This window comes from Mesorhizobium sp. BAC0120 (assembly GCF_033542235.1).
Taxonomy (GTDB): domain Bacteria; phylum Pseudomonadota; class Alphaproteobacteria; order Rhizobiales; family Rhizobiaceae; genus JAWRCU01.
The window spans coordinates 695,396-709,083 of sequence record NZ_JAWRCU010000003.1 but is presented as its reverse complement, the minus strand read 5'-3'; the positions used below and the strand labels follow the sequence as shown (position 1 = coordinate 709,083).

The window sequence follows — 13,688 nt, the reverse complement described above, 5'->3', positions numbered from 1 at the left end:
CCTGCTGTCTCTTCGAGCGCCGCCACATCGGCGCAATCGAACGCCCACCGCCCGTCAATCCAAGCAAAAGGAAGCCGACTTGCTCCCCGCATCAGATGAGCTTCGCATATGCATAATTTTCCCCGGATAGCCCGGCGGCTTCCGGGGAGAATTGCAATGCAGTAAAATCGGTGACGATTGCCGACGCGGGGGTCGCCGCCGCGGTGGGAGGTTGACGGGATCGCCAAGGGGCGCCTCTTTATTCACTTCGGCGGATGGCATACTCCCCGCGTCAGGCATACCGAAGGAGGAATAACGATATTGAGGCATTATCAATCGCCCGTCCGAAAGAGCGTCGTATGACCACACCTAGCTATGACGAATTCCGATTCATTGCGGGAGACGTTTCACGTGAAACATTCGAAAGCGTCATTGCCTTCGAAGCACTCTTTCGTAAGTGGGCAGGACGAATCAATTTGGTTGCTCCGTCAACGCTCGATGACGTTTGGCAAAGACATATACTCGACAGTGCGCAGCTTGGCCGGCTGGCTCCTGATGCCCGCAAATGGCTGGACATCGGGTCTGGCGGGGGCTTCCCCGGAGCGATTGTCGCCTTGATGCTGAAAGACCGTCCGAGCGCTTCGATCGATCTCGTCGAGAGTAACGGGAAGAAGGCCGCGTTCCTGCAGACCGCGCTCGGAGAACTGGGAGCTCCCGCCCGCGTACACGTCAGGCGAATCGAGGAGATATATGCCGTGATTCGCGATCCTGAGATCCTCACGGCCCGCGCGCTGGCGCCGCTCGGCAAGCTTTTCGGCCTCGCCGAGCCTTGGCTTACTGCTGGCGCCAGAGGACTCTTTCATAAAGGCCGGGAATATCTCAGCGAAATCAAAGAAAGCTCTGACGCCTGGAACTTCGATCTGGTAAAACACCCGAGCCTGATCGACGGGGATAGTGTCATTCTCGAAGTGCGTAATCTGACGCGTGGCTGACCCCGCCCCGATCAGCCGTCAAAAGGCGATCGCGAGCCAAGAAATGCAGTCACAAAAGCCTCGAATCATTACGGTTGCAAACCAGAAGGGCGGTGTCGGTAAGACCACGACCGCCATAAACCTGGCAACGGCGCTCGCTGCAATCGGTGAGCGCGTTCTGATCGTCGACCTCGACCCGCAGGGAAACGCTAGCACCGGCCTAGGAATCGATCGGCAGGATCGCGTTGTTTCCTCCTACGACGTGCTGACCGGAGCGCTCGACCTGATCGCGGCTGCATTGCCGACGGCGGTGCCGGGTCTGTCGATCGTACCGTCGACGCTCGACCTGCTTGGCATCGAAATGGAGATCTCCTCGGCACCCGACCGGGTATTGAGGCTGCGCAAGGCAATCTTGAAGGCGGCCGAAAGCCCCACCCCGTTCACCTATGTGCTGATCGACTGCCCGCCCTCGCTCAATCTGCTGACGCTCAACTCTATGGCGGCCGCCGACTCGGTCCTTGTGCCGCTCCAATGCGAGTTCTTCGCGCTCGAAGGCTTGAGCCAATTGCTGGAAACGGTCCAGCAGGTCCGCGAATCGATCAATCCCGACCTGTCGATCCAAGGTATCGTGCTCACTATGTATGATGGCCGCAACAATCTGGCGAACCAGGTAGTCGACGACGTGCGCGCCCATATGGGCGAGAAGGTCTACGAGACAATCATTCCGCGCAACGTGCGGGTATCGGAGGCGCCGTCTTACGGAAAGCCGGCGATTCTCTACGATTTGAAATGCGCGGGCAGCCAGGCGTATCTGCAACTCGCCTCTGAGGTGATCCGCCGCGAACGCCGGCTGCGGGCCGCCTGATTCCGCCGCCTAACAGATGGAACATTACGATGACTGAAGATCCCTCGAAACGGCGGCTAGGACGCGGGTTGGCGGCGCTGATCGGCGAGATTGATCGCCCGGCGGCACAGCCGCAGGAAGTCAAGGTTGCCGCGGACGGGTCGCTGCCGATCGAATTTCTTTCGCCTAATCCGCACAATCCGCGTCGCAGCTTCGACGAGGAGGAGCTGTCGGAGCTCGCCCAGTCGATCGGCAAGCATGGGATCGTGCAGCCGGTGGTGGTGCGTCCGGCGCGCGAGCAGGGTCGCTACGAGATCATCGCCGGCGAGCGGCGCTGGCGCGCGTCACAGCGCGCGGGGCTGGTTGAGATCCCGGTCATCATCCGCAACGTCGACGATCGTACGGCGCTTGAGCTCGCCATTGTCGAGAACGTGCAGCGCGCCGATCTCAATCCGATCGAGGAAGCGCAAGGATATCAGCAGCTTATCGACGAGCATAGCTACACGCAGGCAGATCTCGGCCAGATTATCGGCAAAAGCCGCAGCCATGTCGCCAATACCCTGAGGCTTCTCAAACTGCCGGACCCGATTCGCGACATGATCGTCAACGGCTCGCTATCGGCCGGGCATGCACGGACGCTGGTCACGGCCCAGGATCCGGCGGCACTGGCGCAGCGGATCGTGGAAGGCGGGCTGTCGGTCCGACAGGCAGAAGCACTCGCGCAGCAACCGGCAAACGAGAACAATGTCGTCAAAGCCACGCCCCAGCGGGCCGAGAAGGATGCCGATACCCTTGCCCTGGAGAAGCTGCTTTCTGATGTGTCCGGCCTGAAGGTGGTCATCAACCACAAGGAAAATGGCGGCGAGGTCCGCATCGCCTATCGCACGCTCGATCAGCTCGACGAGCTGTGTCGAAGGCTGCAGGCGTCGTAAGGGGCGGTTCCGAATGCATTGAGGCTCCCGTGAGCCATTTTCGTTAGCCACACCGTTGACGATTGGCATGACGACCCAGTAGCCCTCATGGTGAGCCTGTCGAACCAAGAGGGCGCTTGGCAGTGACCTCACCAACCGGATTGGTTGAGGGCAGTCAGGGGTGCCACCGTCTACGTCCCCGCGTTGCTCCGACTGCTTTCATGGAGCCGACCTCACCAAACTGGGCACACGCGGCGGAATACAGTGAAGGCGCCGATGCGGCTACACAAAGTAGGGGCGCCAAGCGCCCTCGTGGTTCGACAGGCTCACCATGAGGGCTACTAACGAGCCCTAGCGGCTCTCGCGCTCTCCATGGCGAGCGCCATGAAACATTGGCGGATTATCGGCTCGGCGAGTTCGGACCGTTCGCGGCTTTTCAGGACGGCCGCCTGCAAGCGGTCCAGCGCCGCTGTGATCGCCGGTCGCGACCAGCGGGTGAGCGCGGTCTCTACCGTATTGCGGCGTGAGAAGAAGACCGGCGGCTTGGCTCCGGCAACCGCGGCCCCGGCACTCTTGCCGGACAGGTCCATGGCGGAGCGCATCGCATCGAGCAGCTGGAACTGACGCAGTGCCGTGCTGAGCAGGGGAAAAAGTTGGTTTCCGCTCGTCACAAAGCGCGAAAAGGCAAGATCGAACTCGGCGAATTTGCCAAGCAGCGCGGCGTCGACGACGGCGTCGGCCGAACTGCTCGAGGCATCGCCGGTCGCGGAGAGCACGTCATCGAGTTCAATCGTTTCCTGGCCATGCGCATAGAGCATCAGCTTCTCGATCTCACTCCGCGAGGCGAGCCGGTCACCACCGAGATTGCGCTTGAGCGCCTGCCGCGCCTCCAGCCCCATGCTGACGCCGGCCCTCTGCAAGGCATCGTCGATCACGGTGTCAATCGAGCGGCCGTCATCAGCGTAGCAGGGAAGCGCGATCGCGCAGGAGGCAGACTCCACGGCGCTTCTCAGCGCAGCGCCCTTCTTGAGGTCACCGGCTTCGATAAGGACCTGCGTGTCCGTCGGTGGTGCAGCAGCCAAGGCCTTCACCGCCTCGGCGAAACCCTTATGAGCGCCAGCGTCCCGAACCCAGATCAGCCGTCGGGCCGAGAACATGGAGATGGTGCCGGCCTCGTCGAGCAGCCGGCCAAGATCACGCTCGACCTCGGCCGCATCCAGTTTGACGAGAGAGAAGGCGTCATCGGCCGGAACGCCGGACTTCGCCACGAACAGCTTCGCCCGCTCGGCGACAAGGCCGCGATCGGGCCCGTAGATCAGCACGATCGCGATCTTCGGATCGGGCCGCGCCAGCCAGCCATCGACTTCATATGCTTTCTTCTCGGCCATGGGCGGGGCTTAGCATGTCGGAGACTGGGAGCGAATCGGAAATTGGGTGGATTTAACTGTGGACGGGGGCTGCCGCTCCGATCGCAAGGCGACGTCGCTGCGCGCGGTTGGGGGCTGAATTTGGCGTTGGGGTGATTTTCGTCGGAGATGAGGGCCGCATGAGTGGCCCCAAGAAGGGAGACCGCGGAAAACTTAATACCCTACGTTGCCCCTCTGTCCTGCCGGACATCTCCCCCGCAAGGGAGGAGATTGGCTGTCATCGAGGATTTCGCCAATCTGCTGCGTTGCCGACTAGCGAAACCAAAGCGGCCGTCCAATCTCCCCCCTTGCGGGGGAGATGTCCGACAGGACAGAGGGGGGCGCTGTCCCGCTGACCTATCCCAACCGTGAGCGCCAAACGGAGCCGGCTAACTACTCGTCATTCTCTTCGCCGTCGGCGACCCATGCCGCCGGCTCGATCCGCTGCTGGGTGCGGCTGTCGGTGAAGGTCCACCAGCCGGCGTCAGCTTCGTCCCAGTCGCCGCCAGCGCGCCTCAGCCGATCGAGGTCGTGGTAGCGGGCGACGGATTCGCTCTCTTCGCCGTCGGCATTCGTCCAGAACACATGGACCTTTCGGCCATCCTTCGGAGCGGTGTCGATGGGACGTCTCTGGGACATGGCGATTTCTCGAATTGGGTCGTTCGCGGGCAAGTCTAAACGCCGCAAGCTCACATTCGTTGCTGCCGTCGTAGGACTGCCAGAAAATGCCCGAGAATAAGCGATGCAGACGTTACCCGTCACCCCACTCCGCGAGCGCGAAGCGCCCGGCGTGACGCCGGGCCCCGGGATGTGAGGAAAGCTGGCGATGCGCCCGAGTTGCGGGCGAATCAAGCCGCCTGTTTCTTCGGCTGGATCAGGTTTCGCTCGACGAGCAGCTCGGCGATCTGCACGGCGTTGAGCGCCGCACCCTTGCGCAGATTGTCGGAAACCACCCAGATCGACAAGCCGTTCTCGACGGTCGGGTCCTCGCGGATGCGGGAGATAAAGGTGGCGTCGTCGCCGGCTGATTCGACCGGCGTGACGTAGCCGCCGTTCTCACGCTTGTCGATGACAAGGCAGCCCGGCGCCTCGCGCAGGATCTCGCGCGCCTCGTCGGCGCTGATCGGCTTCTCGAACTCGATGTTGACGGCCTCCGAATGGCCGATGAAGACCGGCACGCGAACGCAAGTCGCGGTCAGCTTGATCTTCGGATCGAGCATCTTCTTCGTCTCAGCGACCATCTTCCACTCTTCCTTCGTCGAGCCGTCCTCCATGAAGACGTCGATATGGGGAATGACGTTGAAGGCGATGCGCTTGGTGAACTTCTTGGCCTCTACCGGATCGGCCACGAACACGGCGCGGGTCTGAGTGAAGAGCTCGTCCATCGCCTCCTTGCCGGCCCCGGAGACCGACTGGTAGGTGGCGACCACGACGCGCTTGACGGTCGCTGCATCGTGCAATGGCTTCAGGGCTACCACGAGCTGGGCCGTCGAGCAGTTCGGGTTGGCGATAATGTTCTTCTTGGAGAATTGCGTGATCGCGTCCGGATTCACCTCCGGCACGATGAGCGGCACGTCGGCGTCGTAGCGCCAGGCGGACGAATTGTCGATGACGACGCATCCCTGCCGGCCGATCTTAGGCGACCATTCTTTGGATACAGAGCCGCCGGCCGACATGAGGCATATGTCCGTATCGGAAAAATCGTAGTTCTCCAGCGCCCGCACCTTCAGCGAGCGGTCGCCGTAGGAGACCTCAGTGCCGACCGAGCGCCGCGAGGCGAGTGGCACCACCTCATCCGCCGGAAAGCCGCGCTCCTCGAGGATATTGAGCATCTCGCGGCCCACATTTCCCGTGGCGCCGGCTATCGCAACCTTGAAACCCATTGTCGTCTTGCTCCTGTCCCTCTCCGCTGGTTGCCTGGAGAACCGCTGCTTCTATCGCGGGTTCGCCAGCTTCACCCCCGGGCCGGACCCGGGGAGAGGGCGAGTTGGCCAGGGAGATCAGACCGTTTTGGTCGTGGTTTTGGCCGTAGTTTTAGCGGGCATGCGCTGGCGTTCGCGCCCGGCATCATGGCCGGGGGCCCGGAACGCAAGAAAAGCCAACAAGAGGCCGCGCATGAATGCTCCACTATCGCGGCGGCTTTTACGCGGATTGCACGAAGAGTCAACGGAGCGCCACAATGGGGGAACCACTTCTATTGCCTGCGGGCCGGCATCCGGTCACGAGGCGGCCCAGCCGGGAACGCCGTCGCGGCTGGCGACTTAATTCTGGTGGCGGCAGTCCCGGCCATGCCGTGACGATTACCGAAGCTGCCATAAATAATATGAATTATCGACTTGCCGTCGCAGGCAAACGATGATTCGCTGATCGTGAGAGTTCGATTCGGGGAGGCTGCCATGCCGCGTCTTTTCACCGCCCTCGAAATCCCTGGCGATGCGGCGCTCTCTCTCTCGCTTTTGCGCGGCGGACTTCCCGGTGCCCGCTGGGTCGATGTCGAGAACTATCACCTAACGCTGCGCTTCATCGGAGATGTCGAAGGCCATGTGGCCGACGATATCGCCAACGCGCTGGACCGCGTCAGACGGCCGCCATTCTCTTTGGCGCTCTCCGGAGTGGGCGCGTTCGGCTCCAGGAAGCCGCATGCGATCTGGGCAGGCGTCAAGGCTTCGCCGGATCTCACCGCCCTGCAAGCCGAAATCGAGCGGATCTGCCAGCGTATCGGAGTGCCGTCCGATCCGCGCAAATTTGTGCCTCACATCACGCTCGCCCGACTGAAGAATTCCAATGCCAACGACGTGGCGCGCTATCTTTCCGCGCGTGGGAATTTCTCGACGGCGCCGTTCCGCGTCTCTCGATTCGTGCTGATGTCATCGCGCGATTCCGTCGGGGGCGGCCCCTATATCATCGAGGAGGCCTGGCCGCTGGCGGGCGCCGATCCGCGCCAGCCGGCACTTGGGGAAGGAGTCGGCGCCGCTTCGCGCTTGATGCGCTAGCCTCTACGGCGTGTGGGCGAAACACGGAAACTTGCGCAGGAGCCCGGCTTTCACCACATCATTGTTCGGAATACCGAACTGAAGGGGTGTTTGACCGTGAGCTTGAACAAATCCGCGTTTTTCGCGAGCGAGGAAGGCGTTCGCGAGAATTTCTGGCGCACAGCCAAGAAGGCTGCGCGCTACATCCCGTTCATGGAGGACGTGGTCGCGGCTTACTATTGCGCGCTCGACCGGGAGACGCCGCTGCGCGCCAAAGGCATCCTTCTGGCGGCGCTCGGTTATTTCATCCTGCCGATCGACGCGATCCCGGACATGATGGTGGGCATAGGTTTCACGGATGACATTGCGGTTCTGACCGCAGCCCTTGCGGCGATCCGCACCAATCTCAAGCCGGAGCACCGGCTGGCGGCCAGGGAAGCGCTGGCCGAGCTTTGAGCCGGTCGTACGACTCCCGAGAAAGTGACCCGCCGGTACTTCACCGGGCCGAGCGCCTGACACCGGGCGCTGCGGCCAGTCAAACTCTCGCCTTTTTCATGCTTTTCATCGGGGCGAAGGGGTCTCAGCACCGAAATCCGGGCAAATGGCGGCTCAACGCTGAAGCCGGGTCAGGGCTGTGGAACGCTTTGCTTGGGCAATTCACGCTTTGGTAACCCAGATCCAATCAAAATGAAGCGAAACGCGGGGCGGAGACGGGGCGCGCCCGTTCGAGTACACACGCGGCAGACAGGGAATGATTCAAAGACGATGCGTGGTTTGATTTCGACAGTTGCCGGTTTCGTGTTGGTTGCCCTTGCCCAGCCTGCGCTGGCGCAGTCGGCGACCAAAATCAGCCAGCACCAGGCCTGGGGCACCTATAGCTATCAGGCTCAGAACGGAAAGGTCTGCTACGTGCTCACCGTGCCGACCGACAAGCAGCCGCCCAATGTCGATCATGGCGACATGTTCTTCTTCGTCAGCCAGAAGCCCGGCCAGAACGTCTCCTTCGAACCGCAATTCATCGCCGGTTACAATTTCAAGGAGAACTCGAAAGTCACCGTGACGGTCGGCGACAAGAGCTTCTCCATGTTCACGCGCGGCAAATCGGCCTGGATGGAGAACGCCGCCCAGGAACCGCAGCTGATCGCGGCGATGAAGAAGGGTTCGGACATGAACGTCGCCGCTACCTCGGGCCGTGGCACGACGACAAAATACGTATTTTCGCTGAAAGGTATTTCCGCGGCGCTTGATTCGATCGCGACCTGCAAATAGGCGAGCGACTCCCTATGTGTTGCGGGCCGGACCTCTGTCCGGCCCTTTTGCGTTCGGGCCGCCCGTGACGCGGAAGCTCTCCCGTGCTATTTGCCGCCGAACATGGCACCTTACGGTGCTCTAAAGAACTGACAATGGCTCTTTCGCTCGACATCAAGGACGATAACACGCGCGCAGCGCTTGCCTTCCGTGCGGCTCAGCCCGCCAAGGCGTCGCTGATCGGGCTTGCTCGAGCCGAGCTCGCCGAGGCGCTGATCGGCGCAGGCCTTGTGCCCGAGCGCCAGGCCAAGATGCGTGCGCAGCAGCTCTGGCATTGGCTCTATGTGCGCGGCGTTTCCGATTTCTCCGAGATGTTCAACATCTCGAAGGAGCTGCGCGCCGAACTCGACCGGCACTTCACGATAGCCCGGCCCGAAATTGTCGAGGAGCAGGTTTCCAACGACGGCACACGCAAGTGGCTGTTCCGGTTTCCGCCGCGCGGCGCCGGCCGGCCGGTCGAGATCGAGACCGTCTACATCCCGGAAGAGGGGCGCGGCACGCTCTGCATATCGAGCCAGGTCGGCTGCACGCTCACCTGCTCTTTCTGTCATACCGGCACCCAAAAGCTCGTGCGTAACCTGACCGCGGAGGAGATCCTTGCGCAGCTGATGACGGCGCGTGACCGGCTCGGCGATTTCCCTGACCGCGACACCCCGGCCGGTGCCATCGTGCCGTCGGAGGGCCGCAAGGTCTCCAACATCGTCATGATGGGCATGGGCGAGCCGCTCTATAATTTCGACAACGTCAAGCAGGCGCTGCTGATCGCCTCCGACGGCGACGGTTTGTCGCTCTCGAAGCGCCGCATCACGCTCTCGACCTCGGGCGTCGTGCCGGAAATCTACCGGACCGGCGACGAGATTGGCGTCATGCTCGCAATCTCGCTGCATGCCGTGCGTGACGACCTGCGCGACATGCTGGTGCCAATCAACAAGAAGTATCCGCTGAAGGAACTGCTCGAGGCGTGCCGCCGCTATCCAGGTCTTTCCAATGCGCGGCGCATCACCTTCGAATATGTGATGCTGAAGGACGTGAACGACAGCCTCGCTGACGCCAAGGAGCTGGTCACGCTGCTCAAGGGCATTCCGGCCAAGATCAATCTGATCCCGTTCAATCCCTGGCCCGGCACGAACTACCAGTGCTCGGACTGGGAGACGATCGAAACATTTGCCGACTACATAAACAGCGCCGGCTATGCTTCGCCGATTAGGACGCCACGCGGCCGCGACATTCTTGCCGCCTGCGGCCAGCTCAAGTCCGAATCCGAGCGGCTGAGAAAAAGCGACCGCCTGGCACTCGAGGCGATGATGATCGCCGGGCACGGCGAAGCGTGACAGGGCTGGCCCGCGCCGTTGCTGTCGCGCTGCGCTATGCCATCGTCATCTCGGTTCCTCTGACTGACCACTGGCGCGGTGCAAGAGGATGACACGTGTTCTGATCTACCTTGTCCGCTTTGCCGCGATCATTTTCGGCTACGCCGTGGCGGCGCTTGCCGCCAGCGTCTTCCTGCATCTCGTCACCTTGGGACCCGGCTTCGCCGATGGTGAGCTGGCCGGCGCTGTGGGCTCTCTCCTATTCTCTGCCACAGCCGTGGCGGTTCTCGCTGCCTATTTCGCCTTCATCCCTTCGTTGCCGGTCATTCTGATCGCAGAAATCTCCGGACGGCGCGACTGGCTATTCTACGCGCTCGGCGGCATTTTCGTCGCCGTCGCCGTGCTCAGCCTGTTCTGGCTGCGGTCAGGAGGAGGCTTCGACGAAGGGGCCGCCGGCGGTACGGTGTTCGGGGACACACGCTTCGCGGCCGTCATGATCGGCAGCGGAATAGTGGGTGGCATCGCCTATTGGGCGGCTGCGGGCAGATGGGCCGGTACGTGGCATAGCCAAGAGCGGCAGGCTGCGCCGGAGCAGGCTCGAGACCGCATTCGGCGGCCGGACGGCGAGCTCGGATAAGCCGACTATTTCGCGTGCGCCGTGAGAATTTTGATCGCGAAGGCTGAAAAGACCCCGGCGAACAGGTAGTCGATCACGCGCGTCACGGTCGGGCTCTTGCGCAGAAGCGCCGCGAAGCGATCGGCGGCGATCACCATCGGGATGACGACCGGCAAGGCCAGGATGATGAACGATATCCCGAGGAAGAAGAGCTTGCCGGGTGCGTGCGGATCATCGGCCGAGACGAATTGCGGTAGGAAGGTCATGAAGAACAGGATGATCTTCGGGTTCATCAGATTGATGGCGAGCCCCGTCATCCAATTCTGCAGCAGGCTACGCTGCGGACCGGCCTTTCTGTCCGGCGAGAACGCCGCTCCCTTCCTGACGGCCTGCCATGCCAGGAACATCAGGTAGCCGCCGCCAGCGATCTTCAGTGCGAGAAAGGCCTTCGGCGCCGCCACAATGAGTGCCGAGAGCCCGAGGGCGACCAGCGTCGTGTGCACGACAATGCCGGCCATGGCGCCTGCCATGCATGCGAAGCCGGCTGCCCGGCCCTGCGACAGCGCGCGCCCGACAAACAAGGTCATGTCCGGGCCGGGCGTGATGGCGATGATGAAGGTGGCGATCGCAAACTGGATGATAGTGGTGAGGTCGGGGATGAAGGACATGGGCTGGCCGGAATTGAAGCAAACGCAACCTAGCGGAAAAGACCTCCCGCGGCCAGTTGTCGGAACCAACGCGTCATTGCGATCTGTCACCCTGCTTCTCTAGAGCTGCGTGCGTTCAAACTGAATCGGCATGCCGGTCTATCTCTTTGTTTTACGCATCGGATTCGTTCGAAACCGTTACGCGCTTTTCGGTCCGGTGCTCCAGACTGGAGCTCAAACGCTCAGTCGAGCCGATAGGCGGAGGCCAGCCAATCGACTCCGCGTGTGATGAAAATCCCCGTCTTGAACTGTTCGACGAGCCTGGCGCGCGGAGCCACGGCCGCAGGTGGCGCTTCGGTGCCGGGATAGATCAGGAGGACCGGGCCAGGATCGCCCGGGCTCCAGGGCCGCGTCATCTCGAAATGGTCGTTAGGGGAATTTCGGTGGGCGGCATAGGTGCGTATGTCGAGCCCGCTGCCGCGCAGCTCGTAGATCATGGAGGCGGTGAGCCCCCGACCCATGAAGACCACAGTCCTCAGGTCATTGGTTTCGGCGAGGCTTCGCACCTTCGTGGCGAACTCGCCCCAGCCCGTCATTTTACCGAGCTCGCGGCCGATCGGGCCGCTTGTTACCGTGCCTGCGAGCGAGCCGGCGAAGGTGATGCCGACAAGGGCCACCGCCGAAATAATCATGGTGGCGATCATGCCGCGCCGCCAGTCGAGCGCCAGCATCACCGCCGTCGCCAGGATCACGGCTGTAGGGAACGCGGTCGCCGCCCAGTTGCCGTTCGCTTTGGAAATGATCGCCTGGGCCGCGATGAGGAAGAAGACCGGCAGTGACATGGCGAGCGCCAAGCGCCGCGGTTCCTTCTCGACAGGAGAGGCATTGCCCCGCCAGGCGAGTATGAACGCCGCAAAGGGGACGGGCCCGATAATCGCCGCCTGCGTGCCGATGAAGGCCAGCAGCCCCATCACATTCGGGAAGCGACCGCCCCAATCGGCATTCTCCCGGGTATGTTCGAAAGTCGCAAACTGGTGCTCTGCGTTCCACAGGAGATTGGGTGCAATCATGGCGAGCGCCACCACCAGCCCAGCCCAGGTGCCGGGATGCCTCAGGCTCGCCCGCGCCTTCGGCGAAACGATCGCGTAAGCCGCATAGCAGAGGATGAAGAAGCCCATTGCATATTTGGCATTGAGCCCAAGGCCGATCGCCGCGCCCATGGCAAGCCCGGCTGCGAGTGAAGGCCGCTCGACGTGATAGGCGAGCGCCAGAAGCGCGAGGGCCCAGAACAGAAGGAGCGGCACGTCCGTCGACATCAGCGTGGCCGAAATCGAAGTGCCGGGCATCACCGCGTAGACGAGCGCCGCCCAGAAGCCCACACGGCGTGAATGCAGCTTCGCGGCGGTCGCATAGATCACGAGCGAGATCGCGAAATGCATTATGGGCGAAGGCAGACGCACGCAGAACGGTGTGTCGCCGCAGAGCGAGGTCGTCGCCGCGATCACCCAGGCGACCAGCGGCGGCTTGGTATAATAGCCGAATGCAGGGTCCTGCGCCCATGCCCAATACTGTGCCTCGTCATAGTAGAGCTCAGCGTTGGAGAGGGCGAGCCCGGCGATCCTGAGCGCAAGTATGCCGAGGAGCAGGAGCCAAAGCAGCGCCTGGCCGCGCTCAGCCTGGAGCAGCGAGGTGCCGGAAGATTGAAGGGTGGGAGCAAGGGTGGCGTTCACGGCGCCCTCCATAACCGATCGGAACCGTGCTGAAAACCGACAGCAAAAGAGACGCGTCATTGCGGCAACTTGTTTAGGCGGTTAGCTGCATGGCAGGATCGCACTTCCGAACGGCGCAAGCGCGCCGGCGATTCATGCTTACTCAATTGCGTTCGACGGATCTCGTGACAGGTCAAAGACAAGCAGATGTCGGGCAGGAAACCCGGGCAGCGTCGGCGTTCGGCCTTTGGGCCGATCCGGTCTTCCTGCTCGCCTTGCTGGCATTATGGATTGCGCTGGCGATCGTGTTCCATGGCGAGCCGCAGCTCGACCGCGCCGTCTCCGAGTTCTTCTTCGCCAGCACACCTTGTGCCGGCGGCTCGGCCCAGACGGCCTGCGGTGCTTTTCCTGCCGCATCAAGTGCCTTCTGGCAGGTACTGCGCGCCTTCTTCCATTACCTGCCGATCGCGGTGGCGATCGTCGTGATTGCGGTGCTGGCGAGCGAAATCACAGCGGGTCGTAGCTTCGAGCATAGCCGCACCCGTTTCGCCGCCACAGCGCTGATTGCCCTTGTGCTCGGCCCCGGCCTGTTGGTGAATGTCTTGCTCAAGAACCATTGGGGACGGCCTCGGCCGGTCTCGACCGAGCTCTTCGGCGGAAATCTGCCATTCGTACCGGCCGGCGAATGGTCAAATGCCTGCCAATCCAACTGCTCCTTCGTGTCCGGAGAGGCGTCGTCGATCTTTTGGCTGATCTGCCTCGTCCCGCTGCTGCCGCCCTCTCAGCGGCGCGTCGGAGCGATCATTGCCGTTGCGACTGCGATCTTCGCATGCGGGCTCAGGGTGGCATTCGGCGGACATTACCTTTCAGACGTCGTGCTCGGCGGACTTTCGACCTTGATCATCTTCTCTGCGCTCGCGACCTTGGTCGAATGGGGCGTCGAGGCCAGACGCCGGCGCTGAATGCGAGCTTGCGGTCGCCCGCGGTCCTGCTAAAAGACCGGCGAATTTTCCGG

At 62.3% G+C, this 13,688-nt stretch carries 14 protein-coding genes; 9 read left to right on the top strand and 5 right to left on the bottom strand.

The annotated features are described in order from the left end of the window. Positions 1–338: 338 nt before the first annotated feature. The 3 genes from rsmG to SAZ10_RS10290 are packed head-to-tail and all read left to right on the top strand — an operon-like array spanning position 339 to position 2,726. A complete protein-coding gene (gene rsmG / locus SAZ10_RS10300) occupies positions 339–971 on the top strand; it encodes a 16S rRNA (guanine(527)-N(7))-methyltransferase RsmG (protein ID WP_318609106.1) in 633 nt (210 codons plus the stop codon). A 43-nt stretch (positions 972–1,014) separates the two neighbouring features. After that, the gene (locus SAZ10_RS10295) at positions 1,015–1,815 is read left to right on the top strand and encodes a ParA family protein (protein ID WP_318609105.1); all 801 of its coding nucleotides are present in this window, start codon (positions 1,015–1,017) and stop codon (positions 1,813–1,815) included. A 29-nt stretch (positions 1,816–1,844) separates the two neighbouring features. Further along, entirely contained in the window at positions 1,845–2,726 is an 882-nt protein-coding gene (locus tag SAZ10_RS10290) for a ParB/RepB/Spo0J family partition protein (protein ID WP_318609104.1), read from the top strand. A 320-nt stretch (positions 2,727–3,046) separates the two neighbouring features. On the opposite strand, the gene holA is transcribed toward SAZ10_RS10290, so the two are convergent. The 3 genes from holA to SAZ10_RS10275 form a co-directional block, all read right to left on the bottom strand. Next, positions 3,047–4,093, bottom strand: coding sequence for a DNA polymerase III subunit delta (gene holA / locus SAZ10_RS10285; protein ID WP_318609103.1), 1,047 nt, complete (start codon positions 4,091–4,093; stop codon positions 3,047–3,049). Positions 4,094–4,504: 411 nt separating this feature from the next. Next, a complete protein-coding gene (locus SAZ10_RS10280) occupies positions 4,505–4,750 on the bottom strand; it encodes a hypothetical protein (protein WP_318609102.1) in 246 nt (81 codons plus the stop codon). A 209-nt stretch (positions 4,751–4,959) separates the two neighbouring features. Further along, positions 4,960–5,994: an aspartate-semialdehyde dehydrogenase gene (locus SAZ10_RS10275; RefSeq protein WP_318609101.1), complete on the bottom strand. Its 1,035-nt coding sequence runs from the start codon at positions 5,992–5,994 to the stop codon at positions 4,960–4,962. A 513-nt stretch (positions 5,995–6,507) separates the two neighbouring features. On the opposite strand from SAZ10_RS10275, the gene thpR reads away from it, so the two are divergent. The 5 genes from thpR to SAZ10_RS10250 all read left to right on the top strand — a co-directional run bounded on the left by thpR (position 6,508) and on the right by SAZ10_RS10250 (position 10,338). Beyond that, positions 6,508–7,104 (top strand): RNA 2',3'-cyclic phosphodiesterase, encoded by a 597-nt coding sequence (gene thpR / locus SAZ10_RS10270; protein ID WP_318609100.1) that lies wholly within the window; start codon positions 6,508–6,510, stop codon positions 7,102–7,104. 90 nt (positions 7,105–7,194) lie between these two features. Beyond that, positions 7,195–7,539 carry a YkvA family protein gene (locus SAZ10_RS10265; RefSeq protein WP_412535186.1) on the top strand — a complete coding sequence of 115 codons (345 nt, stop codon included), beginning with the start codon at positions 7,195–7,197 and terminating at the stop codon, positions 7,537–7,539. A 309-nt stretch (positions 7,540–7,848) separates the two neighbouring features. Further along, on the top strand, positions 7,849–8,352 hold the full coding sequence (locus tag SAZ10_RS10260) for an invasion associated locus B family protein (RefSeq protein WP_318609098.1): 504 nt from the start codon (positions 7,849–7,851) through the stop codon (positions 8,350–8,352). Positions 8,353–8,486: 134 nt separating this feature from the next. Further along, positions 8,487–9,722, top strand: a complete 1,236-nt coding sequence (gene rlmN, locus SAZ10_RS10255; protein WP_318609097.1) for a 23S rRNA (adenine(2503)-C(2))-methyltransferase RlmN — start codon at positions 8,487–8,489, stop codon at positions 9,720–9,722. A gap of 88 nt (positions 9,723–9,810) precedes the next feature. Then, entirely contained in the window at positions 9,811–10,338 is a 528-nt protein-coding gene (locus SAZ10_RS10250) for a hypothetical protein (protein ID WP_318609096.1), read from the top strand. Positions 10,339–10,343: 5 nt separating this feature from the next. Here SAZ10_RS10250 and SAZ10_RS10245 read toward each other — a convergent pair whose 3' ends face one another. Both SAZ10_RS10245 and SAZ10_RS10240 read right to left on the bottom strand, forming a co-directional pair. Then, complete coding sequence (locus tag SAZ10_RS10245; RefSeq protein ID WP_318609095.1) at positions 10,344–10,985, bottom strand: LysE family translocator; 642 nt, start codon at positions 10,983–10,985, stop codon at positions 10,344–10,346. 221 nt (positions 10,986–11,206) lie between these two features. Beyond that, the gene (locus SAZ10_RS10240) at positions 11,207–12,694 is read right to left on the bottom strand and encodes an ArnT family glycosyltransferase (protein ID WP_318609094.1); all 1,488 of its coding nucleotides are present in this window, start codon (positions 12,692–12,694) and stop codon (positions 11,207–11,209) included. A 164-nt stretch (positions 12,695–12,858) separates the two neighbouring features. Between SAZ10_RS10240 and SAZ10_RS10235 the strand changes: the two genes are divergently transcribed. Continuing rightward, on the top strand, positions 12,859–13,635 hold the full coding sequence (locus SAZ10_RS10235; protein WP_318609093.1) for a phosphatase PAP2 family protein: 777 nt from the start codon (positions 12,859–12,861) through the stop codon (positions 13,633–13,635). Positions 13,636–13,688: the final 53 nt, after the last annotated feature.

Excerpts from the sequence above, each read along its gene's own strand:
- rsmG (WP_318609106.1), top strand. The coding sequence starts at position 339 with ATGACCACACCTAGCTATGACGAATTCCGATTCATTGCGGGAGACGTT.
- SAZ10_RS10295 (WP_318609105.1), top strand. The coding sequence starts at position 1,015 with ATGCAGTCACAAAAGCCTCGAATCATTACGGTTGCAAACCAGAAGGGC.
- SAZ10_RS10290 (WP_318609104.1), top strand. The coding sequence starts at position 1,845 with ATGACTGAAGATCCCTCGAAACGGCGGCTAGGACGCGGGTTGGCGGCG.
- holA (WP_318609103.1), bottom strand. The coding sequence starts at position 4,093 with ATGGCCGAGAAGAAAGCATATGAAGTCGATGGCTGGCTGGCGCGGCCC.
- SAZ10_RS10280 (WP_318609102.1), bottom strand. The coding sequence starts at position 4,750 with ATGTCCCAGAGACGTCCCATCGACACCGCTCCGAAGGATGGCCGAAAG.
- SAZ10_RS10275 (WP_318609101.1), bottom strand. The coding sequence starts at position 5,994 with ATGGGTTTCAAGGTTGCGATAGCCGGCGCCACGGGAAATGTGGGCCGC.
- thpR (WP_318609100.1), top strand. The coding sequence starts at position 6,508 with ATGCCGCGTCTTTTCACCGCCCTCGAAATCCCTGGCGATGCGGCGCTC.
- SAZ10_RS10260 (WP_318609098.1), top strand. The coding sequence starts at position 7,849 with ATGCGTGGTTTGATTTCGACAGTTGCCGGTTTCGTGTTGGTTGCCCTT.
- rlmN (WP_318609097.1), top strand. The coding sequence starts at position 8,487 with ATGGCTCTTTCGCTCGACATCAAGGACGATAACACGCGCGCAGCGCTT.
- SAZ10_RS10250 (WP_318609096.1), top strand. The coding sequence starts at position 9,811 with ATGACACGTGTTCTGATCTACCTTGTCCGCTTTGCCGCGATCATTTTC.
- SAZ10_RS10245 (WP_318609095.1), bottom strand. The coding sequence starts at position 10,985 with ATGTCCTTCATCCCCGACCTCACCACTATCATCCAGTTTGCGATCGCC.